The following is a 19,622-nucleotide window of genomic DNA, read 5'->3' on the forward strand; positions in this document are numbered from 1 at the left end:
GGGGCCGGCGACGCCAGGCGATAGGCGCGAGCCGCGGCAGCCGGACGCACCAGCGAGGGGTCGGTTGCCGGGGTGCTGGCGGACGCATCGCCGCCGAGCTGGCGCGCGATCATGCTCGACAGGCCCAGCCCGCGGCCTTTGGTCATCGCCTCGGCCAATTGCTTGTCGTACATCTCGCGGAACATCTGGTTCTCGCCGGTGAACAGCGAGTCGCCGAAGCTGGCATCGCGCATGCTCTTGATCAACATCTGCGCGAACTGGCCTTCCAGCTGGCGCGCGACCTTGTCGATCTTGGCCGGGTCGGTGGCGGTAGCCGGGTTCAGCTCCAGTGGCGAGGCGGAAATGCGCATGTCAGATGACCTCGAGCTCGGCGCTCAGCGCGCCGGCCTGCTTGAGGGCTTCCAGGATGGCGATCAGATCGCCCGGTGCGGCGCCGACTTCGTTCACCGCACGCACGATTTCATCCAGCGTGGCGCCGCCGTCGAAACGGAACATGCGGCTGCCTTCGTTGCTGGCGGTGATGGTGGACTGCGGTGCGACCACGGTCTGGCCAGCACCGAATGCATTGGGCTGGCTGATGCTGCTCGATTCGCTCACGGTCACCGTCAGCGAGCCGTGCGCGATCGCCGCCGGACTGACGTGGACGTGCGAACCGATCACCACGGTGCCGGTGCGCGAGTTCACCACCACCTTGGCCGGCGCGCTGCCGGGGGACAGTTCGATGTTTTCAATGCGCGCCAGCAGGCCGATACGGGCGCCGGGATCGGTGGGTGATTGCACGGCAACGGTCACACCATCCACCGCCCGCGCCGCGCCTGCACCGAACGCGTTGTTCAGCGCGGCGACCATGCGCGAGACGGTGGTGAAATCGTTCTTGTGCAGGTTCAGGGTGATCTCGCCGCCAGCCCCGAACACGTCGGGCAGCGCACGTTCCACGGTCGCGCCGTTGGGAATGCGGCCGACACTGGGAATGTTGACCGACATCCGCGAGCCGTCCTTGCCCTGCGCACCGAAGCCGCCCACGATCAGGTTGCCCTGGGCGATGGCATAGACCTCGCCGTCGGCGCCCTTGAGCGGCGCCATCAGCAGCGAGCCGCCGCGCAGCGAGACCGCGTTGCCGATCGAGGACACGGTGATATCGATCGGCTGGCCGGGTTTGGCGAACGGCGGCAGTTCGGCATGGATCGCCACGGCGGCCACATTCTTCAGCTGCGGATTGACGTTGGCCGGAACATTGACGCCCAGCTCACCGAGCAGGTTTTTCAGGCTCTGCACGGTGAACGGCGCCTGGCTGGTGCGGTCACCGCTGCCGTCCAGGCCGACCACCAGGCCGTAACCGACCAGCGCGTTGCCGCGCACACCACCGACCTGGGCCAGGTCCTTGATGCGTTCGGCATGGGCCGGTGCGATGACGCTGGCCGCAAGCAGGAACGCGGCGGCGATGCGCAAAGAGAGGGAGGACAGGTTCATGTCGTGGCTCAGAACGGCGTCAGCGCCGAGTTGAAGAAGCGTCCCAGCCAGCCGATGGCATTGGACTGCGCGACCGGGCCGCGACCGCCATAGGCGATGCGCGCGTCGGCAACCTTGCTGGAGGGAATGGTGTTGTCCGGCGCGATGTCGGCGGCGCGGACGATGCCCTGGATCTGCACCATCTCGTCACCCTGGTTCAGGCGCAGGTTCTTCTGCCCCTGCACCACCAGATTGCCGTTGGGCAGACGCTGGATCACGGTGACGGTGACGCTGCCCTGCAGGCGGTTGCTCTGCGCGCTGTTGCCCTTGCCCTTGAAGTCGCGCTCGGCGCTGGCTTCGGCGCTGAGGATGTCCTTGCCGCCGAGCGTGACCGGCGCGCCGAACAGGGTCGGGGTACCGATGCCGACCTGCGACTGCTTGCTGATCGCGGTGGTGGCGGTGGTGGTGGCGGTGGTGTTCTCGGTCAGGGTGATGGTCAGCAGATCGCCGACCTCACGCGCACGCCGATCGCCATACAGGTTCAAAGCGGGGCCGGCGGCGTAGATCGCGCCAGCGCTGGGCGCGGCGGCCGCTGCCATCACCGGCACCACCGGCGCCATCAGCGGGTAGGGCCGTACGTCGCCGGCGACCACGCAACCGCCCAGCAGCACGAGGCTGCTGGCGGCAATGGACAGGCGGAACAGGGAGCACAAGCGCGACATGGCGGTATCCGGAATCAACGCGGTCAGACGTTGTTGTTGAGGTAGCCGAGCATCGAGTCGGTAGTGGAGATGGCCTTGGCGTTCATCTCGTAGGCGCGCTGGGTCTCGATCATGCTGACCAGCTCTTCGACCACGTTGACGTTGCTGCCCTCCAGCGCGCCCTGGACGATGCTGCCCACGCCATTGAGGCCGGGGGTGCCGTTCTGCGCCGGACCGGACGCGGTGGTTTCCAGGTAGAGGTTGCCGCCCTTGGACTGCAGGCCGGCCGGATTGATGAAGTCGGTCAGCGTCAGCGAACCGACTTCCACCGAGGCCGCTTCACCGGCCATCTGCACGCTGACGGTGCCGTCGCTGCCGATGGTCAGCGACTGCGCGCCCTCGGGAATCTGGATGCCCGGCTGCACCGGATGACCGCTGTTGGTGACCAGCTCGCCCTGGGCATTGATCTGGAAGGTGCCGTCGCGGGTATAGGCCGAGGAACCGTCGGGCATCATCACTTCGAAAAAGCCGCGACCGTTGACCATCACGTCCAGCGCGCGGCCGGTCTGCTGCTGGCTGCCCTGCTGGAAATTCTTGGAGGTAGCCACCACGCGTACACCGGTGCCCAGTTGCAGGCCGGTGGGCAGCTGCGTCTGCGCCGAGGTGGAACCGCCGGGCTGGCGCACCTGTTGGTACAGCAGGTCCTCGAAGCTGGCGCGGTCCTGCTTGAAACCGGTGGTGTTGGTGTTGGCCAGGTTGTTGGAAACAACCGACATGCGCATCTGCTGCGCATCCAGTCCGGTCTTGGCGACCCACAATGCCTGATTCATGGAACGGTTCCTCTGCTGATACCGGCCGCGGCGGGCGGCGTTCAAACGGGTAGATGCATGGCGCGTGCCAAAACGGCGCCGGATTGCTGACGGGCGGCCTCAGCCGTTGAGACGCAGCAGGCTGTTGGCGCTGCGCGCGTTCTCGTCGCCGTGCTTGATCACCTTCACCTGCATCTCGAACTGCCGCTGCAGCTGGATCATCTGCACCAGGGCGCCGGCGGCATCGACGTTGCTGCCTTCCAGCTGGCCGCTGTCCAGCGCCTTGCCGGTGGCTTGCGCGAACGGCTGCTGCGGATCGGTATTGCGCATCAGGCCGTCGAGCCGCCGTTCCAGCTGTGCATCGGGTGCCTGCACCACGCGCAGGCGGCCGATCATCGCCATCGTCTGCGGGCCTTCGCCCTGCGGAATGATCGAAATGGTGCCGTCGCTGCCGATCTCGATGGCCTGGTGTGGTGGGATCGCCATCGGATTGCCGTTGTCGTCCAGCACCGCATTGCCTTCGGCGGTGACCAGTTGGCCATTGGGCGTGAGCGCCAACGCACCGCCGCGGGTATAGGCCTCGCCGCCCTCGGGCACCTGCACTGCCAGCCAGTTGCCGGGCTGCAGCGACAGGTCCAGCGCGTTGCCGGTGACCAGTTGCGCGCCGACGCGGCGGTTAAAGCCGGCGTCGACATGCAGGGCATCCACACGCGAGGGATAGCCCGGGCCCTGGATGCGGAACGCCTCGGTATTGGCCAGCGCTTGCTTGAAGCCCGGCGTATCGGCGTTGGCGAGATTGTGCGAGACCGTACCCTGCGCCTGCAGCGAGGCGCGGGCGCCGGTCATGGCGACGTAAAGGGCCTTGTCCATCAGTGGTTTTCCGTGATGTGGTCAGCAGCCGTCATCAACGGATGTTGATGATGGCCTGGGTGATCTGGTCCTGGGTCGAGAGCATCTGCGAGTTCGCCTGGAAGTTGCGCTGCGCGGTGATCATGTTGACCAGCTGTTCGGTCAGATCGACGGTGGAGGCTTCCAGCGAGCCGGCCTGGATCTGGCCGAAGTCGGAGCTGTCCGGTGTGCCGGTACGCGGCGTGCCGGAGGTGTAGGTTTCCGACCAAAGGTTGCTGCCCTGGTTCTTCAGCCCTTGCGGGTTGTTGAAGTTGGTCAGTGCGACCTGTCCCAGACCCACATCCACGCCATTGGAATAGCGTGCATACACCACGCCTTCTTCGGAGATGCTGACTTCATTGAGCTTGCCGGAGGCATACCCGTCCTGGGCGGTGTTGCGCAGCGAAAATTTCTCGCCGTACTGGGTCGAACCCGTGATGTTCAGCGACATGGTCAACATGCCGGCCCCGGTGCTGGGGGTGAACGGGTCCATCATGATCTTGCCGTCGGCCGGAGCGGTCAATACGCCGTTGTTGGAGAACTCCAGCGTGGTCGGCGCGCCAGCGGCGACGCCATCGACGTAGTTGTAGACCTGCCACTCGTTGGGGTTGGCGGTCTTGACGAAGTAGGACGTCTGGGTGTGACTGACACCCAGCGAGTCGTATACGGTGACGCCGCCGCTGGACTGGCTGTAGCTGTTGGAGTCAGCCGGATCGAACGGGGTCACTGTCGGCACTTTGGCATTGGCCGGCAGGGTGAAGGCCAGTTCGACATTGCTGGTCGGGCGCGGCGGGCTATCGGTGGTCAACAGGCGCAGATCGATCAGTTGTCCTGTCTCGAAACCGGTGCCGTCGCCATTGGGGGCGAACACCTGCAGGCGTGCACCCTGCGGGTTGACCACGTAGCCATTGCTGTCGGTCTGGAAGTTGCCCGCGCGCGAATACACGCGCGAGCCGTTCATGCTCAGGGTAAAGAAGCCCTCGCCGGCGACAGCCAGATCCAGGCTGCGGCCGGTGGTATCGATATTGCCCTGCGAGAACTGCTGGGCCACGTTGGTGACGCGCGTGCCCGAACCGACGGCGGTGGAGGACAACCCGTAGCTGGTGGAGTTGAACAGATCGGCGAACTCGGCGCGCGATTCCTTGAAGCCGGTGGTGTTGACGTTGGCGATGTTGTTCGCCGTTACGTTGAGATGCGCGTTGGCGGCATTGATACCGGACAGCGAGATATTGAAGCCCATTGGAATGTCCCTTCTGGTGTCGGTGGGGCGGCTCAGCTGATGCGGAGCACGTAGTCGAGCGGGGCCGTGCCCAGGCCCTTGAGGTTGAGGTAGAGCCCGTCGGAACCGACGGTCACGCTCTCCACGGCGGCCTGTACGTAGGTGTTGAGCTTGCTTTGCTCACCGCTGCTGCCGGTGTGGTGGGCGGTGATGCTGTAGCTGCCTGCGGGCATGCGCTTGCCATCGGCGTCGGTGCCGTCCCACTGGAACGCGACTTCGCCGGCGGCGCCGGCGTCAACGCTGATCTGGTTGACCTTGAGGCCGTTGGCATCGGTGATGTCCACGGTGACAAACCCCGGTCCGGGCGCTGCCACCGTACCGCTGACCGCGCCGCTCTCCTCGAGCGCAAGCTTGCTGGACGGCACCAGTACTTCATGGCCGACAAGGGCCGCGCCGCGCAGGATCTGGTCGCCGGACATGGATTGCTGGAATCCCTGCACCGAGGCGTTCAACTGGTTGATGCCCTGGACCGTGGACAGCTGCGCCATCTGCGCCACCATCTGGCTGTTGTCCATCGGCTTGAGCGGATCCTGGTGCTGCAGCTGGGTGGTCATCAGCCGCATGAAGTCGGCCTGGTCCAGCACGTCCTTCTTTCTGGTCTGGGGGCTGGCCGGGTTGCTCAGGCCAAGCGAGCCATAGATATCGGTATTGACGGTGGTGCTCATAACGGGAATATCCGGAGGCGAGGGGGTCAGCGACCCATGGTCAGCGTGGCCAGCGCCAGTTCCTTGGCGGTATTGAGCATCTCCACGCCGGCCTGGTAATTGCGCGAGGTGGAGATCAGGTTGACCATCTGCGCGACCGGATCGACATCGGGCGAGTAGACGTAGCCGTCGCCGTCGGCCAGCGGATGGTTGGGCTCATAACGCTTGATCGGCGCAGCGTCGCTCTGGTGGATTTGCTTGACCTGCACCGAGGTCAGGTTGGGGTCCTGGCGGCTGGTGACGGCCTGGAAGATCGGCTCCAGCGGCTTGTAGACGGCCTCGGCCGAACCGGCCACGGAGTCGGCATTGGACAGGTTGGAGGCAATAGTGCTCATGCGCACCGACTGCGCCTGCAGCGCGGAGCCGGCGATATCGAAGATCGGCAGATTGCTCATCGCTTATTGCCCCGTGATCGCGGTGAGCAGGGTGCGCACCTTGGATTCGACGAAACTCAGCGAGGCGCGATACTCCAGCGCGGCGCGGCCGTAGGCGGCGCGCTCGATATCCGGATCGACGGTGTTGCCGTCCAGACTGGGCTGGTTGCCCGGACGCAGGATCTGGAACGGATTGAGGCCGTCACCGCCAATCTGGTAGTGCTGCTCGGCGGTCGTGGCCAGCCCGCCGTTGCCATTGCCGCCTTGCGCGTGGCGCAGCGCGGCGTCGAAGTCCAGATCCTTGGCCTGGTAGCCGGGGGTGTCGGCATTGCCCAGGTTGCTGGCAATCAGCTTCATCCGCTGCTCGCGCAACGGCATGGCCTGGGCATGGACACCCAGATAGTTGGAAATCAGATTGGGCATGGCGCGCTTCCCGCGGAACGATGCCGGGGTACAGGCAAGCGGCGTGCCAGAACGGTGGGCCGGGACGGGCAGGGTGGCTCAAAGCCGGAGCGGCCACGGACGATTGCCGTGGCGGCCGGTATCCGCCCGCTGCAGGAGTGACGTGAGTCGCGATGTGGCCTTGCTGTATTGCCGGGTCGCGACTCACGTCGCTCCATTAAGGCCCGCGCGGCGGCGGATCAGGCCGCGGCGGCGACCTGTTTCAAGCGGTGCAGCACGAAGTCGGCCAGTTCATGCGGGCTGTATTTGGCGACAAAGGCATTGGCACCGACGCGCTCGACCATGGCGTTGTTGAACACGCCCGACAGCGAGGTGTGCAGCAGCACGTAGAGCCCGGAAAGCCCGGCGTGGCGCCGGATTTCCGTCGTCAGCGTATAGCCGTCCATGGCCGGCATCTCGATGTCGGAGATCACCATCGCATAGCGGTCAGCCGGGTTTTCCCCGGAGGCATGGATCTGCAGCAGGTGATCCAGCGCCTGCCTGCCGTCGGACAGCAGGGTGGCGGTCACCCCGAGCTGGTCGAGCACGTTGCGGATCTGCTGGCGTGCGACCCGCGAGTCATCCACCACCAGTACCTGCATCGGCGGCGCGTCGGCCGGCAACGCCATCGACGGGTCGAGCACGGCTTCGCCGCGGATCTGGGCGATGTCGGCCAGCACGCTTTCCACGTCGATGACCTGGATCAGTTCGCCCTGGAAGCGGGTGACCGCGGTCAGGTAGCTGGATTCGGCTCCCAGTTCCGGCGGCGGATGGATGTCTTCCACGGCGATATTGACGATCCGCTCCACCCCACTGACCAGAAACCCCTGGATCGAGCGGTTGAACTCGGTCACCACCAGATAGCCCGGGGCGGTATCGGCGTCCGGTTCGCGTTCGGGATGGCCGATCGCCAGGCCCAGGTCGAGCACCGGCACCGATCGGCCGCGCACGTCGGCGACCCCGGCGAACTGCGAAGGCAGCCCCGGCACCTGAAACAGTGCCGGCCGGCGCAGCACTTCCTGCACCTTGAATACGTTCACGCCAAAAAGCTGACGCCCGCCGAGCCGGAACAGCAGCAGGGCCAGACGATTGTGGCCGGCCAGGCGCGTGCGCTGGTCGATGCGATTGAGCAGGTCATGGGACATGCACCCGGTATCGGCGAGTGGGCGGCGGAACTTGAGGCCCGTTATAAAACAGGGCGCGGCGTTTGCGGCACGCCACTTGCATCGAAGGCCGGACCTGACGTTGCTGGAGTTGCCGATGCGCCCGATGCGCCCGATGCTGATGTTGTGCCTGCTGCTGGCCGCTCCGGTCTGGGCCGCAGGCTGGCAGCCGGTGGAGTCGATCCGCAGCGCCGCACTGGCCACACTCGATGCCGGCACCGACGCCGAGGCGACGCTGGACGCCGGTTTGCGCCTTCCGGCCTGTCCGGTCGCGCTGGAGGCGCGTGCCACCGCCAATACCACGGTGGAGGTGAGCTGCCCGCAGGCGGGCGGCTGGCGCCTGTTTGTCCCGCTCAAGATCCGCCGCGAACAGGCGGTGCTGGTGCTCAATCGCGGGTTGGCGGCAGGCGAAATCCTGGGCCCGGCCGATATCGGGTCGGTCAAACGTGACACCGCCCGCATTGCCGGGGCGGTATTGACCGATCCGCAGCAGGCCATCGGCCGCGTCGCCCGGCGTACATTGGCCGCGGGCAGTCTGCTTTCCGCCACCGACCTGGTGTCGCCGCGACTGGTGCGGCGCGGCGACAATGTGTCGCTGGTGTCCCGTCGCGGCGGGATCGAGGTGCGGGTGGCGGGCCGGGCGCTGGGCGATGCCGGCGAAAATGACCGGGTGTCGGTGGAAAACCTCTCCTCGCGGCGCGTGGTGCAGGGCGTGGTCGCGGCCGGCGGCGACGTGCTGGTTTCACGATAATTGCCGCTAAAGATCCCCGGCCCAGCGCCGTTAACTTTTACGAACCGAATCCAGGATGCCTTCCATGAGCCATAAAATCGACGGCGGTATCGCAGCCAGCGCCCAGTTGCGCCCGGTTGCAACCACCGGCAAGGCTGCCGCTCCCGTCGGCGAAGCCCGTACCCAGCCCGTACAGGCGGCCGACAGCGTGCGCCTGACCGGCGAGGCCACCAACCTGCAGGCGTTGCAGCGTCAGCTTTCTGCCGCGCCGGCGATCGACAGCGCCCGGGTCGACGCGGTACGCGAATCACTGCAGAACGGCAGCTACCGGATCAATCCGCAAGCCATTGCCGCACGCATGCTTGATCTGGACCAGCAGCTCGGCGGATGAGGCTGGTGATGAACGACCCGATGCAGCAGCTCAGTGATGCCCTGGACAGCGAGCGTCAGGCGCTGGTGGAGCATGATGTGCAGGCGTTGATCCGCGCCACCGGCGAAAAGCTGGAGGCGTTGCGGGCGCTGGAGATCCGGCCGCCGATGGACAACGCCGAACGGCTGCAGGAACTGGCCGAGCGCAACCGTGCCAATGGCGTGCTGCTGGCACGCCGTCGCCGTGAGGTGGGCTGGGCGCTGCGGCAACTGGGGCGCAGCGAAAATGCCTCGGCTTACGATGCCAAGGGCCAGTCGCAGATGCTGCATACCCGCCGGCCGCTGGCGATCGCCTGAGCCCGCCCGCGGCAACACGCCTGCGTGCAAAACCAGTCGTGCGGGGGTTGCGGGTATATTGGGCGGCCTGCCCGCTGCCCGCGATGTAACGTGACTACCGCCAAATCCCCACCGCCTGCCGTTCCGCTGCCTTCGGCCGATGCGCTGCTTGGCCTGATCAAGCGTATGCGCGAGGGCATCCTGCTGTTTCGCGAGGATGGCGCCGTGGCGCTGGCCAATGACGTGGTGCGCGAGATGTTCGGCGGAGCCGATATCGATATCGCGCCGCTGGGGCAACGCCTGATCGAGCTGCTGCCGCCGCACGCGCTGTCCCAGGCCAGGGAAACCGGCGCCTGGAATGGCAGCCTGCCGGTCGGCGAGCGGGTGCTGATCGCCCATGTCTATCACCACCCCGAGAATGCCGACGGCCACTATCTGGCGATGTTCCACAGCATTGAGGGCAGGGAAGACTACGAGCGCGAGCTGCAGCAACGCCATGCCGAGTTGCGGCAGGCCTACCTGCGCCTCAACGGCACCCAGGAAAAACTGCTGCAATCGGAAAAAATGGCGTCCATCGGCCAGCTCGCCGCCGGTGTGGCCCATGAGATCAACAATCCGATCGGCTACGTGCACTCCAACCTGGGCAGCCTGCAGGAATACCTGCGCAGCCTGTTCACCGTGATCGAAGCCTATGAGCGCGCGTTGCGGGCGCCGGATCCGAAGGCGCTGATCCCGGAAATCGATGACATCCGCCAGCGTTTCGACATCGATTTCATCAGTCGCGATCTGCCGCAGCTGATGGCCGAATCGCGCGAGGGCATCGAGCGGGTGACCCGCATCGTGCGCGACCTGAAGGATTTCTCCTATTCCGGCCGCGACGAGTCGTGGAAGCTGGTGGACCTGCACGCGGGGCTGGAATCCACCATCAACATCATCTGGAACGAGCTCAAGTACAAGGCGACGCTGGAGCGGCGCTACGGCGAGTTGCCGATGATCGAATGCCTGCCGTCGGAGTTGAACCAGGTCTACATGAACCTGCTGCTCAACGCCGGCCACGCGATTGCCGAGCGCGGCAACATCGTGGTCACCACCGGCGTGGATGGCGATGAGGTGTTCGTGGAATTCGAGGACAACGGCGCCGGCATTTCACCGGAATTGCGCCAGCGCATCTTCGATCCGTTCTTCACCACCAAGCCGGTCGGCAGCGGCACCGGGCTGGGGTTGTCGATCTCCTACGGCATCATCAACAAGCACCACGGCCGCATCGACCTGGACAGCACGCCTGGCGAGGGTTCGCGCTTCCGGATCGTGCTGCCGGTGCGGCAGCCGAAAAACTGACGCGGTACTCAGGTGCCGCTGTCGCGGCGTTTTTCGTCGTGGGTGCGGAAGGCCTGGCGGATGTGCTCGCGCAGCTCGTCGTCGTTCCACGGTTTGGTCAGGAAGCGGTAGATCGAACCACGGTTGATCGCATCGGTCACCGTGTTCAGATCGGTATAGCCGGACAGCACCAGGCGGATGGTGTCGGGGTAGAGCATCTTCACCCGGCCGAGGAATTCGGTGCCGCTCATGTCGCTCATGCGCTGGTCGGACAGGATGACCTGCACATCGTTGATCGCCAGCAGGTCGAACGCGTCGCGCACGTTGCCGGCGGCCAGGATCCGGTAGCCGTCGCGGCGGAACAGCCGCACCAGCGAGCGCAGCACGTTTTCCTCGTCATCCAGCAGCAGCAGGGTGCGGTCGGGCCGGGTTTCGGCAAACGCTTCGGGCCGCAGATAGCGCCGGCGCAGGGTCATGCCGGCTGCCTCGGCCGACATCGGTTCGCCAAACAGGTAGCCCTGGAACACGTCGCAGTCGTTGCGACGCAGGAAACCGAGCTGTGCCTGGGTTTCCACCCCGTTGGCGATCACGGTCATGCCCAGCTGGTGGCCCATGGCGATGATGGCGCGGGCGATCGCGGCCTCGCGGTTGGCGGTGGGCGCACTTTTGATGAAACTCCGGTCGATCTTGAGCTTGTCCACCGGGTAGCGCACCAGCGCGGTCAGGCTGGAGTCGCCGGTGCCGAAGTTGTCCAGGCTCAGGCTGATGCCTTCGTTGCGCAGGTTGGCCAGGGTTTCGTGGACGAAGTTGACGTTGTTGGTCAGCGCGCTTTCGTTGATTTCCAGGGTGAGCATGCGTGCCGGCACGCCAGCGGCCTGCAGTTGCGCCACCACTTCGCTGAAGAAGTTGGGGCGCAGCAGCTGCAGGGTGGAGACATTGACCGCCACGTTGAAATCATCGAAACCCTGGTCGCGCCAGAGCCGCGCCTGGCGCAGGGCGACTTCCAGCACCCACGCACCGATCTGGACGATGATGCCCAGCCGCTCGGCGGTGCGCATGAACCGTTCGGGTACCAGCATGCCCAGCGTCGGCGATTGCCAGCGCAGCAGCGCCTCCATTCCCACCACGTGACCGTCGCGGGCGCTGACCAGCGGCTGGTAGCGCAGCCGCAGCTCACCATTGGGAATGGCGTCGATCAGCTGTCGTGAAATGATGCTTTCACTGTAGGCACTGCCGGGTTTGTCCAGCGTATGGATATGCACGGTGTTGCCGCCTTCGCGGGCGGCCTGGTGCAGTGCGTCTTCCGCCAGATCCAGCAGCCGGCTGGTGCCGGTGGCATGTTCCGGGCACAGGCTCACGCCGATCTTGCCGGTCATGAACAAGGTGTAGGGCAACACCGACAAAGGCAGCTCCATCTGCTGGCGGATTTGCTCGGCGAACTCCTCCGGCGCCGGGGTGCCGGGCACGCGCGGAATGGCAATGAGGAATTCATCGCTGCCGTGGCGCCACAGCTGGCCACGCCCCTGCAGGTGGTCGCGCAGCCGGTTCGCAATCAATACCAGCGCGTGATCGCCCACTTCGGCGCTCATGTTCTCGTTGACCGAGGCGAAATGGTCGATATCCAGATGCATCAGCATCAGCGGCGTGCCACCGGCTGCGGCGGTGCCCACCATCGCCAGAAGCTCGGGATTGCCGGCACCGAGCCGGTGCGGCGCCGCTTCGTCGTGACCCAGGGGCAGGGGAGAGTTCCACATCGGGTCAGTGTCCTGCCATTGCGGGGGTGTCGTGCGCGACGTTCCGGTAGGGAAGCCGCAGGTCGATATGGGTGCCGGCACCGGGCGCGGAGTGGATTTCCACGGTGCCGCCAGCGGTCTGAGCGCGCTCGCGCATCACGATCAGACCCAGGCCGCGGGGGCCTCGCAGGTCGAAACCTTCGCCGTCATCGATCACCTGCAGGCGCAGGAAACGCCCCTCCTGGTCATCCAGCAGCAGCCGCACCTGGCTGGCATTGGCGTGGCGCAGGGCGTTGGTGAGGCTCTCCTGGGCAATGCGGAAGCAGGCCTGTTCGATCTCGCCACTGGGCCGCTGCGGAAGCGCATTGACCGCCGCAGCCAGCTCCACCGGCGAAGACCGGAACAGCATGCCGGCCTGCCAGCGCAACGCCGCCTCCAGCCCCAGCGCGTCCAGCTGTGGCGGACGCAACAGCATCGACAGGTTGCGCAACTTGACGACGGTGACATCGGCCAGGCCGGTGATCTGCTGCAGATCCTCGCGACGGCGCTGCGGATCGCTTTCATCCAGCGCGGCGTGGGCGGAGAGCTTCATCGCGGTGATGGCCTGGCCGATGTCGTCGTGCAGGTCGCGCGAAATGGCGCGGCGTTCGTCTTCCTGCAACGAGAACAGCCGCCCGGCCATTGCCTGCAATTCGCGGTTGCTCACTTCCAGTGCGTGGCGATCGCGCTCGGACTGGGTCAGGTCGCGGATGACCAGCAACTTGCAGTCGCGGCCGCCGTAACGGACATCACCCACTGCCAGGCTGGCGCGGAAACGACTGCCATCGCGGCGGCGCATGCGCGGGGCCAGCGTGGCAAGCGTGCTGCGGTAGCGCTGGGGAATCAGCAGATAGTCGCGGACGCGGGAAAGATCGGCGCTGTCGACCAGATTCTCCAGGGTTTCGCCCAGCAGGTTTTCGCTGCTGCCGGCAAACTGCGCGGCGCCGGCCGAGTTGACATACAGCACCTGGCCGGCCGCCAGGATGAGTACGGCATCGGGAAGCACGCGCACTAGCTCGCCGAATTGCTCCTCGCGCTCGCTGAGCAGGCGGCGGGCCTGTTCGCGTTCGGTCACGTCCTGCAGCGTGCCATGGAGGATGCGGGGAATCTCCGCGGTACCCGCGTTGTTCTGCGTGCGCAGGTGGATGGTAAGAGCGCGGCCATCCATGGACATCAGCGGGATCAGCACATCGATCTGGCGGCTGCGGCCCGCACACAGGTCCGCAATCAGCCGCGCGGTATGGGCACCGGCATCGGGGTCTATTCCAGCCAGCAGGTCCTCGACCCGGCGCCAGCGCGGTTGCGAGGGCGGGCGTCGACCCAGCAGGCGATAGGCCTGGTCGGAAAACAGGCCCAGGCCGGTGTCCGGGTCCAGTTCCCAGGCGCCGATGCGGGCGATGTCGTGCGCTTCCTGCAGGCGGGCCAGGGCCTGCTGCTTGCGTTCGCGGGCCTGCATCTCGGGGCTGCGGTCGGTGGCGATGACCAGCCGCGCGGTGCGCCCGCGGTGGGTGATTGAATTCCCGCGTACCTCCATCAACCGCCGGCTGCCATCCTTGAGCACGAGCTGGTCGGTGATGGCGCAGTACCGGTTTGGATCGACACGGATCCGGGCGATCGCCTGCTCAAGTTTCTCATCCAGACCATCGGGCCACAGCGCGTCTACGGTCAATGAAACAAATTCGGCGTGCGACCAGCCGAAGAACTCCACGGCCGCGGGATTGGCATCCAGTATCTGCAGCGATTCCAGGTCATAGACCAGCATCAACCCGGCATTGCGGTCGAACATTTGCCGGTAATGGCTGGCCGTATCCCCGAGCTGCGCGTGGGCACGTCGGGCACGGCGCGCCTGTGGCAGCCACAACAGGGCCAGCATCAGCGCGCTGAGCACGACGAAGGTCACGCTTTCCCAGTCCCGGCTGACGGCATCGACGCTCCCTGTGCTACCCAGCAGCGCCCATCCCAGCCCCAGCAGCAGATACAGGAACAGGCCCCGCCCGACGCTGAGCGCGGGCGCTGGCGGGGAGGGCATGCCCAGGGTGGCCGGGGAATCGACAGAACGGGGAGCGGTTCGCATAGTGCGGGGCAGGACATTGCGCCGGTTGAAGCCTGGCGCCATCTTACCGGCTGGGTCATCGAGGCGCTGACGCAGTCCTCAATTATTGGCGCGATCCGCCGCTACCTATCAAGTTCCCGGGTATCGGGTATGTCACTGGAGCTCCAACGCGTGGACCAGGGTGTGATCGCAAGTCTGTTGAAGCATCCGCTGGGTGCCGCCGTGGTGATCCTCGATCGCCTCGGCCGCCCGCTCGCGGCCAATCCGGCGGCGCGGGAACACGGCCTGCCTGAAACCCTGTCCAGCTACGCCGCCTCGCTGGAAGGGCTGCGCGCCCGTGCCTTCGATGACATGGTGGCCTGCACGCTGCCGGCCGAGGCGGCGGGTCGGCATGACGGCTGGCTGAGTGCGGTGCGCGATGAAGATGGCGCAGTGCTGGCCTATGTCTTCAGCATTCCGGAATTGCCGGGCAACAATGGCAGCCGCTGGGAAGTGGCGCTGGAAAGCGCCGGGCATGGCCTGTGGGACTGGGATATTCCCAGTGACAGGGTGTTTCGCTCCCAGCGCTGGCATGGCCTGCCCGGCGAACTCAAACCGCTGCCTGCACCCAGTCGACGCGAACTGCTGTCGCGGGTGCATCCCGACGACCAGCAGCAATTCCGCGCCACCATCCAGGCCCATCTGGAAGGAGAGAGCGAGAGCTACTCGTGCCAGTTCCGCATCCGCCAGGACGACGGCAGCTGGCGCTGGGTGCTGGATCGCGGCCGCATCGTGGCGCGCAATGCCGATGGCCGGCCGCTGCGGATGATCGGCACCCATACCGACATCGAGCAGCAGAAATCGCTGGAAACCCGCCTGCGCGAGCAGCAGCTGCTGCTCCGCCATGCCCAGTGTGTCGCCGAGATGGGGAGCTGGTCATGGGAGCGGGCCAGTGGTGAGTTCTGGTGGTCGCCGGAACTGCATGCCGCGCTGCGGGTACCGGAAGGCGCACTTGCCGCAGGCCGGATCTGGTGGCGTGGATTGCGCCGCTGCGCCCGGGTGCAGCTGCTGGCGGCATGGCGGCGGATGCATCACGACGGCCAGCCGTGCACGTTCGAGCTGGAGCTTGGCAGCGACGGCGACGCCGGCATGCACCTGCGGGTGTGGATGCAACCCTTGCTGGATGACGGCGGCAACATCACATCGATCACCGGGCAGGCGCAGAACGTCAGCGAGCAGCGTCAGACCGATGCGCTGATCCGCTGGCGTACCGAGCTGCTGAACCGGGTTTCCGCCCTCGGCCGGATCGGCGGTTGCGAGATCGAGGTGACCACCCGCCACATGCAATGGACCGAGGAGTGCTATCGCATCCACGGTTTGCGCAAGGAGCCGGTTTCGCTGGACCAGGCGTTGGCGCTGTACACCCAGGACTCGCGCGACAGCTTTGAAGCGGCGCTGGGGCGGATCGGCGACGGCGGACTCCCCGAGCAGCTGGACCTGTGCTTCTACCGGCATTCCGGGCAGCGCGTGTGGGTGCAGGTGTTGATCGAGCTGGATCGCCGTGACGGCCTGCCCGAGCGTTTTGTCGTGCTGTTCCGCGATATCACCCGCGAACGCGAGGCGAACGAACGGATCGAGCTGCTGGCCCATTACGACCTGCTGACCGGGCTGCCCAACCGCATGCTGCTGCGCGAGCAGGCCAATGAAGCGATGATCGAAGCCCGCGAGCGCGGCGCGACGCTGGCGATGCTGTTCATCGACCTGGATGGTTTCAAGAGCATCAACGACACCTTCGGCCACGCGACCGGCGACATGCTGCTCAAGGCGGCGGCGTCGCGCCTGCACCAGAATCTGCGCAATGCCGATCTGTTTGGCCGCTTCAGTGGCGACGAGTTCATCGTCATCCTGCGTGATCTGGCCGAGCCGGAGGATGCCGGTCACGTCGCGCGCAAATTGATCGCCTCGCTGGCCGAGCCGTTGTACCGCGGGGACTCGACCCTGAAGGTCGGTGCCAGCGTCGGCATCGCGCTGCTGGAGGAGGGCCGGCAGGACTTCGAGTCGCTGCTGCGGGCGGCCGATGCGGCGATGTACGCGGCCAAAGAGGCCGGCCGGAACACCTATCAGTACTACAGCCAGGATGCGCTGGTCCGCATCCAGCGCAAACTTGAGATCGAACACGCCCTGCATGGCGCGCTGGATCGCGACGAATTCACGCTGGTCTACCAGCCACTGGTCAACACCGCCAGTGGACAGGCGCCAGCCATCGAGGCGTTGTTGCGCTGGAACCGCCCCGGGATGGGACCATGCAATCCGGCCGAGTTCATCCCGATCGCGGAAAAATGCGGCGAGATTGTCGCCATCGGCGACTGGGTGCTGGGTGAGGCCTGCCGTCAGGCCGCCGCATGGCAGCAGGCAGGGTTGGAGTTCGACCGCATCGCGGTCAACGTCTCGGCAATGCAGCTGCGCGAACGCGGCTTTGCCGAGCGGGTGATCGAGATCTGCGGGGCCCGCGGCTGGTCGCCACAGCGGCTGGAACTGGAGCTGACCGAATCGGCGCTGATCCGCGATACAGAGGCGTTGCGCCAGTGTTTTGAAACGTTCGAGCAGCATGGTGTGCCGTTGGCGGTGGATGATTTCGGCACCGGCTTCTCCAATCTGCACTACCTCAACCGGTTCCCCGTGCAGCGGCTCAAGATCGACCGCAGTTTCGTGCAGGGCATGCTGCATGATGCCGGCACCGCGGAAGTGACCCAGGCCATCGTGCATCTGGGCCACGCGCTGGGCATGGAAGTGGTTGCCGAGGGCGTGGAAACCGAGCAGGAAGACGCCATGCTGAGGCGCCAGGGCTGCGATGAAATCCAGGGCTACCTGTATTCGCGTCCGCTTCCGCCGCGCGAGCTGGCGCAATGGCTGCGGCAGACGCACGCCTTGCCGCTGCCGGCTGGCGCGGCAACGGCGCCGGATCCGGTCGACGTCGTCCGCGTTTAAGCCGCACCGGAGCGGCGGGCCGACGCTGCCGGTATGCAGGCAGGGCTGATTGCAGCGATGCACCAAGGCCGTGGCGCTGCGCCGACCGCCTTCCGGGTGCGGTCCCGGTCACAAGCGCCGCGCTGTCCGCAGGCCGATCAGCGTCCTGCGGACACGGCATGGTTTTTTTCTGGAATACCCACAGGCAGGCGCGTGCCTGCTTTTTTCACTTTCGCAGGGTGCAACACTGCAATTGTGGCGCGCACCGGCTTGCCGCTTCGCGGGCATTGGTGGCCCTGCCCAGGTGCAGGGAAAAACGCATGGTGCGAACGAAGCAAGTCCGCACGGTCCCGCGCCGGCCCTGGCACCTCTGCGCAGGCGTCTTTTCCCGCTGATCAGCGGAAGTGCGGTGTGCGACGTCCTGGCGGGATACCGCGCACGGACGGTTGATCCCGTAGGAAGCCGTTCGCCCGTGGGGGCTGGATTCCGGCCGGCATCGGTTTTGCACCGTGCTTCGATGGATCTTGGCCGTAGGCACCACCGGCAGTTGCCAGGGTCTGTGGCAGGGCAACTATGCACGTCGCTGCTACCGACTGCATCACTGCGCTTGTGGCTCGCTTGTGATGGCATTGCCGCCGCACTTCCAGCACATTGCTGTGGAACTTTGCGGAGCTGCCGGGATTGCCCGGCTGGCCCGCCGGGATACCGCAATGACTCAGTCGTTCCGCGCTGCCGGCGGCAGCAGGGCCAGTCCCAGATCCCACGCGATCGTCGCGCCCAACCAGTCGTCTGCGCCGGTAGCGCTGATGCTGCGGGTCTGCAAGGCCTTCAACTCGTTGCGGGCAATGGCCTCAAGGCGGGGCAGGGCCGTCAGGCTGTTGTGCCTGCCGGGGGACGGCGGGGATACCGTCGCCGTTGGCACACAGCCATGGTTGCGCCCGGAAGGCGGATTGACCGGCACAGGGCATTCGGCGGCGGTGTCGACAGAAAGCATGCAGTAGATTACATCGCAATAGCGTCGGAACAGGCAAAGCCCCGGACCATGCCGGGGCTTCGGGGTGCAGCAAAGTGCTGGGTCAGAACAGTTCCACGGTGCCTGCGCCCATGCTTTGCTGGGTCACCGGCTTGTGCGGCGGGCGCTCCCATTCGCTGCGCATTTCCCGCAGGCGGCTGCCCGCCCGCTGCAGTGCGCCGACCATCTCGCTGTCGAAGATGCCGCCATTGCGTTGCAGCAATTCCTGCAGGGCCACCGCTTCGCGGTTGATGGTGTTCAGCCGGTCCAGATGCGTGTGCACACCGCCCAGAGCCTGGGTGGCGATGTCCTCGAACTGCAACGCGCGTACGGCTTCAGCCACACTGCTGTCGATGGAGCGGCCGCACTCGGAGATTTCACGCATGCCTTCACCCAGCGAGGCGTTGATGGCGGCCACGTTCTCCAACATGGTTGCCGCCTCCTGGCGCGCTTCACGTGAGCGGTCCATGTCGCGCGAGGCCATGTGCGAAACCGTCTCGCGGACCTTGGCGATGGCGTCCTTGGAGCTGTGCGCGAGCTTGCGGATCTGTTCGTTGAAGGTGGTGGAACGCTCGGAGAGGTTGCGCACCTCATCGGCGACCACGGCAAAACCACGCCCGGCCTCACCGGCGCGGGCGGCCTCGATGGCCGCGTTGAGCGCCAGCAGGTTGGTCTGGTCGGCGATCGACTTGACATCCTCCAGCAGCGCGAAGATGCCATCCAGGTGCTGGGCCATCTGGTCGATGTGCTGCACGGTGGTGGTGCTCTGGCCGCTGACCTGTTCCAGCGCCTCAACGAGCTGCTCCATGCGATGGCTGGCATGCTGGGCGAAGCGGGCCACATCGACGCCGGAACCGCCGTCTTCCCCTGCGCGATCAACGATCCGGGCCAGCGCCTGGTTCTGCTGGCGCGACTTGCGGTTCATCGCATCGAAGCTGCCGCCCAGGCCGGCCACGGCCTGGCGGATCAGCTCGCGGGCGCGCTCGATTTCGTTGCGCGAGCCGTCGATCTCATTGCCGACAAAATGGCGCAGCTCGTTGAGCAGCTGATCCTGTTCGCGCAGGATGCGGGCCTGCTCCGGGGAGCGCTGCGACTGCGAGCGGACGCTCCAGTACGCGAACCCCAGCCAGCTCAGCACCATGGTGGTGAGAATGGCCCAGACCACTGCGGTCGGCCAGGCAAAGGCTGCCGCGATGGGGAGCAGGAAGGTCATGGCCAGGGGGGCGGCCAGGCGGATTGCAATGCGTGGGTACATGGACGTTCTCGGGAGTGTCACGAA

19 protein-coding genes are annotated in these 19,622 nt (G+C 66.0%); 5 read left to right on the top strand and 14 right to left on the bottom strand.

Features of this window, described 5'->3' with window-relative positions; genetic code table 11:
• The 10 genes from QZH66_RS06540 to QZH66_RS06585 all read right to left on the bottom strand — a co-directional run.
• A partial coding sequence (locus QZH66_RS06540; protein WP_305805155.1) for a rod-binding protein occupies positions 1–350 on the bottom strand: 350 nt, incomplete at its 3' end.
• Position 351: 1 nt separating this feature from the next.
• On the bottom strand, positions 352–1,470 hold the full coding sequence (locus tag QZH66_RS06545; protein ID WP_305805156.1) for a flagellar basal body P-ring protein FlgI: 1,119 nt from the start codon (positions 1,468–1,470) through the stop codon (positions 352–354).
• An 8-nt stretch (positions 1,471–1,478) separates the two neighbouring features.
• Positions 1,479–2,171: a flagellar basal body L-ring protein FlgH gene (flgH, locus tag QZH66_RS06550; protein ID WP_305805157.1), complete on the bottom strand. Its 693-nt coding sequence runs from the start codon at positions 2,169–2,171 to the stop codon at positions 1,479–1,481.
• 23 nt (positions 2,172–2,194) lie between these two features.
• Positions 2,195–2,980 (bottom strand): flagellar basal-body rod protein FlgG, encoded by a 786-nt coding sequence (flgG, locus tag QZH66_RS06555; RefSeq protein WP_305805158.1) that lies wholly within the window; start codon positions 2,978–2,980, stop codon positions 2,195–2,197.
• 99 nt (positions 2,981–3,079) lie between these two features.
• The gene (locus QZH66_RS06560; protein ID WP_305805159.1) at positions 3,080–3,829 is read right to left on the bottom strand and encodes a flagellar basal body rod protein FlgF; all 750 of its coding nucleotides are present in this window, start codon (positions 3,827–3,829) and stop codon (positions 3,080–3,082) included.
• A 34-nt stretch (positions 3,830–3,863) separates the two neighbouring features.
• Positions 3,864–5,087 (bottom strand): flagellar hook protein FlgE, encoded by a 1,224-nt coding sequence (gene flgE / locus QZH66_RS06565; RefSeq protein WP_305805160.1) that lies wholly within the window; start codon positions 5,085–5,087, stop codon positions 3,864–3,866.
• Between the two features lie 32 nt (positions 5,088–5,119).
• Positions 5,120–5,791: a flagellar hook capping FlgD N-terminal domain-containing protein gene (locus QZH66_RS06570; RefSeq protein WP_305805161.1), complete on the bottom strand. Its 672-nt coding sequence runs from the start codon at positions 5,789–5,791 to the stop codon at positions 5,120–5,122.
• Positions 5,792–5,817: 26 nt separating this feature from the next.
• A complete protein-coding gene (gene flgC / locus QZH66_RS06575) occupies positions 5,818–6,225 on the bottom strand; it encodes a flagellar basal body rod protein FlgC (protein WP_305805162.1) in 408 nt (135 codons plus the stop codon).
• A 3-nt stretch (positions 6,226–6,228) separates the two neighbouring features.
• Positions 6,229–6,627 (bottom strand): flagellar basal body rod protein FlgB, encoded by a 399-nt coding sequence (gene flgB / locus QZH66_RS06580; protein ID WP_305805163.1) that lies wholly within the window; start codon positions 6,625–6,627, stop codon positions 6,229–6,231.
• A gap of 218 nt (positions 6,628–6,845) precedes the next feature.
• Positions 6,846–7,790: a chemotaxis protein gene (locus QZH66_RS06585; protein ID WP_305805164.1), complete on the bottom strand. Its 945-nt coding sequence runs from the start codon at positions 7,788–7,790 to the stop codon at positions 6,846–6,848.
• Positions 7,791–7,914: 124 nt separating this feature from the next.
• On the opposite strand from QZH66_RS06585, the gene flgA reads away from it, so the two are divergent.
• The 4 genes from flgA to QZH66_RS06605 all read left to right on the top strand — a co-directional run bounded on the left by flgA (position 7,915) and on the right by QZH66_RS06605 (position 10,581).
• A complete protein-coding gene (gene flgA / locus QZH66_RS06590; RefSeq protein WP_305805219.1) occupies positions 7,915–8,559 on the top strand; it encodes a flagellar basal body P-ring formation chaperone FlgA in 645 nt (214 codons plus the stop codon).
• Between the two features lie 64 nt (positions 8,560–8,623).
• Positions 8,624–8,929: a flagellar biosynthesis anti-sigma factor FlgM gene (gene flgM, locus QZH66_RS06595; protein ID WP_305805165.1), complete on the top strand. Its 306-nt coding sequence runs from the start codon at positions 8,624–8,626 to the stop codon at positions 8,927–8,929.
• A 2-nt stretch (positions 8,930–8,931) separates the two neighbouring features.
• Complete coding sequence (locus QZH66_RS06600; RefSeq protein ID WP_305805220.1) at positions 8,932–9,264, top strand: flagellar protein FlgN; 333 nt, start codon at positions 8,932–8,934, stop codon at positions 9,262–9,264.
• A 165-nt stretch (positions 9,265–9,429) separates the two neighbouring features.
• The gene (locus QZH66_RS06605; protein WP_305805221.1) at positions 9,430–10,581 is read left to right on the top strand and encodes an ATP-binding protein; all 1,152 of its coding nucleotides are present in this window, start codon (positions 9,430–9,432) and stop codon (positions 10,579–10,581) included.
• Between the two features lie 8 nt (positions 10,582–10,589).
• Here the strand turns inward: QZH66_RS06605 and QZH66_RS06610 are convergent, their stop codons facing one another.
• Positions 10,590–12,314, bottom strand: a complete 1,725-nt coding sequence (locus QZH66_RS06610) for an EAL domain-containing protein (protein ID WP_305805166.1) — start codon at positions 12,312–12,314, stop codon at positions 10,590–10,592.
• Between the two features lie 4 nt (positions 12,315–12,318).
• A complete protein-coding gene (locus tag QZH66_RS06615; RefSeq protein ID WP_305805167.1) occupies positions 12,319–14,361 on the bottom strand; it encodes a PAS domain S-box protein in 2,043 nt (680 codons plus the stop codon).
• 195 nt (positions 14,362–14,556) lie between these two features.
• Between QZH66_RS06615 and QZH66_RS06620 the strand changes: the two genes are divergently transcribed.
• A complete protein-coding gene (locus QZH66_RS06620) occupies positions 14,557–17,352 on the top strand; it encodes an EAL domain-containing protein (protein ID WP_305805222.1) in 2,796 nt (931 codons plus the stop codon).
• A gap of 694 nt (positions 17,353–18,046) precedes the next feature.
• Here the strand turns inward: QZH66_RS06620 and QZH66_RS06625 are convergent.
• Positions 18,047–18,325: a hypothetical protein gene (locus QZH66_RS06625; RefSeq protein ID WP_305805168.1), complete on the bottom strand. Its 279-nt coding sequence runs from the start codon at positions 18,323–18,325 to the stop codon at positions 18,047–18,049.
• A gap of 82 nt (positions 18,326–18,407) precedes the next feature.
• Positions 18,408–19,598, bottom strand: a complete 1,191-nt coding sequence (locus QZH66_RS06630; protein WP_305805169.1) for a methyl-accepting chemotaxis protein — start codon at positions 19,596–19,598, stop codon at positions 18,408–18,410.
• Between the last annotated feature and the right edge of the window lie 24 nt (positions 19,599–19,622).

Source organism: Stenotrophomonas sp. YIM B06876, assembly GCF_030711595.1.
GTDB lineage: Bacteria > Pseudomonadota > Gammaproteobacteria > Xanthomonadales > Xanthomonadaceae > Stenotrophomonas.

Bases quoted from the DNA above. Each gene is read 5' to 3' on its own strand.
- QZH66_RS06545 (WP_305805156.1), bottom strand. From the start codon at position 1,470: ATGAACCTGTCCTCCCTCTCTTTGCGCATCGCCGCCGCGTTCCTGCTT.
- flgH (WP_305805157.1), bottom strand. From the start codon at position 2,171: ATGTCGCGCTTGTGCTCCCTGTTCCGCCTGTCCATTGCCGCCAGCAGC.
- flgG (WP_305805158.1), bottom strand. From the start codon at position 2,980: ATGAATCAGGCATTGTGGGTCGCCAAGACCGGACTGGATGCGCAGCAG.
- QZH66_RS06560 (WP_305805159.1), bottom strand. From the start codon at position 3,829: ATGGACAAGGCCCTTTACGTCGCCATGACCGGCGCCCGCGCCTCGCTG.
- flgE (WP_305805160.1), bottom strand. From the start codon at position 5,087: ATGGGCTTCAATATCTCGCTGTCCGGTATCAATGCCGCCAACGCGCAT.
- QZH66_RS06570 (WP_305805161.1), bottom strand. From the start codon at position 5,791: ATGAGCACCACCGTCAATACCGATATCTATGGCTCGCTTGGCCTGAGC.
- flgC (WP_305805162.1), bottom strand. From the start codon at position 6,225: ATGAGCAATCTGCCGATCTTCGATATCGCCGGCTCCGCGCTGCAGGCG.
- flgB (WP_305805163.1), bottom strand. From the start codon at position 6,627: ATGCCCAATCTGATTTCCAACTATCTGGGTGTCCATGCCCAGGCCATG.
- QZH66_RS06585 (WP_305805164.1), bottom strand. From the start codon at position 7,790: ATGTCCCATGACCTGCTCAATCGCATCGACCAGCGCACGCGCCTGGCC.
- flgA (WP_305805219.1), top strand. From the start codon at position 7,915: ATGCGCCCGATGCTGATGTTGTGCCTGCTGCTGGCCGCTCCGGTCTGG.
- flgM (WP_305805165.1), top strand. From the start codon at position 8,624: ATGAGCCATAAAATCGACGGCGGTATCGCAGCCAGCGCCCAGTTGCGC.
- QZH66_RS06605 (WP_305805221.1), top strand. From the start codon at position 9,430: ATGCGCGAGGGCATCCTGCTGTTTCGCGAGGATGGCGCCGTGGCGCTG.
- QZH66_RS06610 (WP_305805166.1), bottom strand. From the start codon at position 12,314: ATGTGGAACTCTCCCCTGCCCCTGGGTCACGACGAAGCGGCGCCGCAC.
- QZH66_RS06615 (WP_305805167.1), bottom strand. From the start codon at position 14,361: ATGCCCTCCCCGCCAGCGCCCGCGCTCAGCGTCGGGCGGGGCCTGTTC.
- QZH66_RS06625 (WP_305805168.1), bottom strand. From the start codon at position 18,325: ATGCTTTCTGTCGACACCGCCGCCGAATGCCCTGTGCCGGTCAATCCG.
- QZH66_RS06630 (WP_305805169.1), bottom strand. From the start codon at position 19,598: ATGTACCCACGCATTGCAATCCGCCTGGCCGCCCCCCTGGCCATGACC.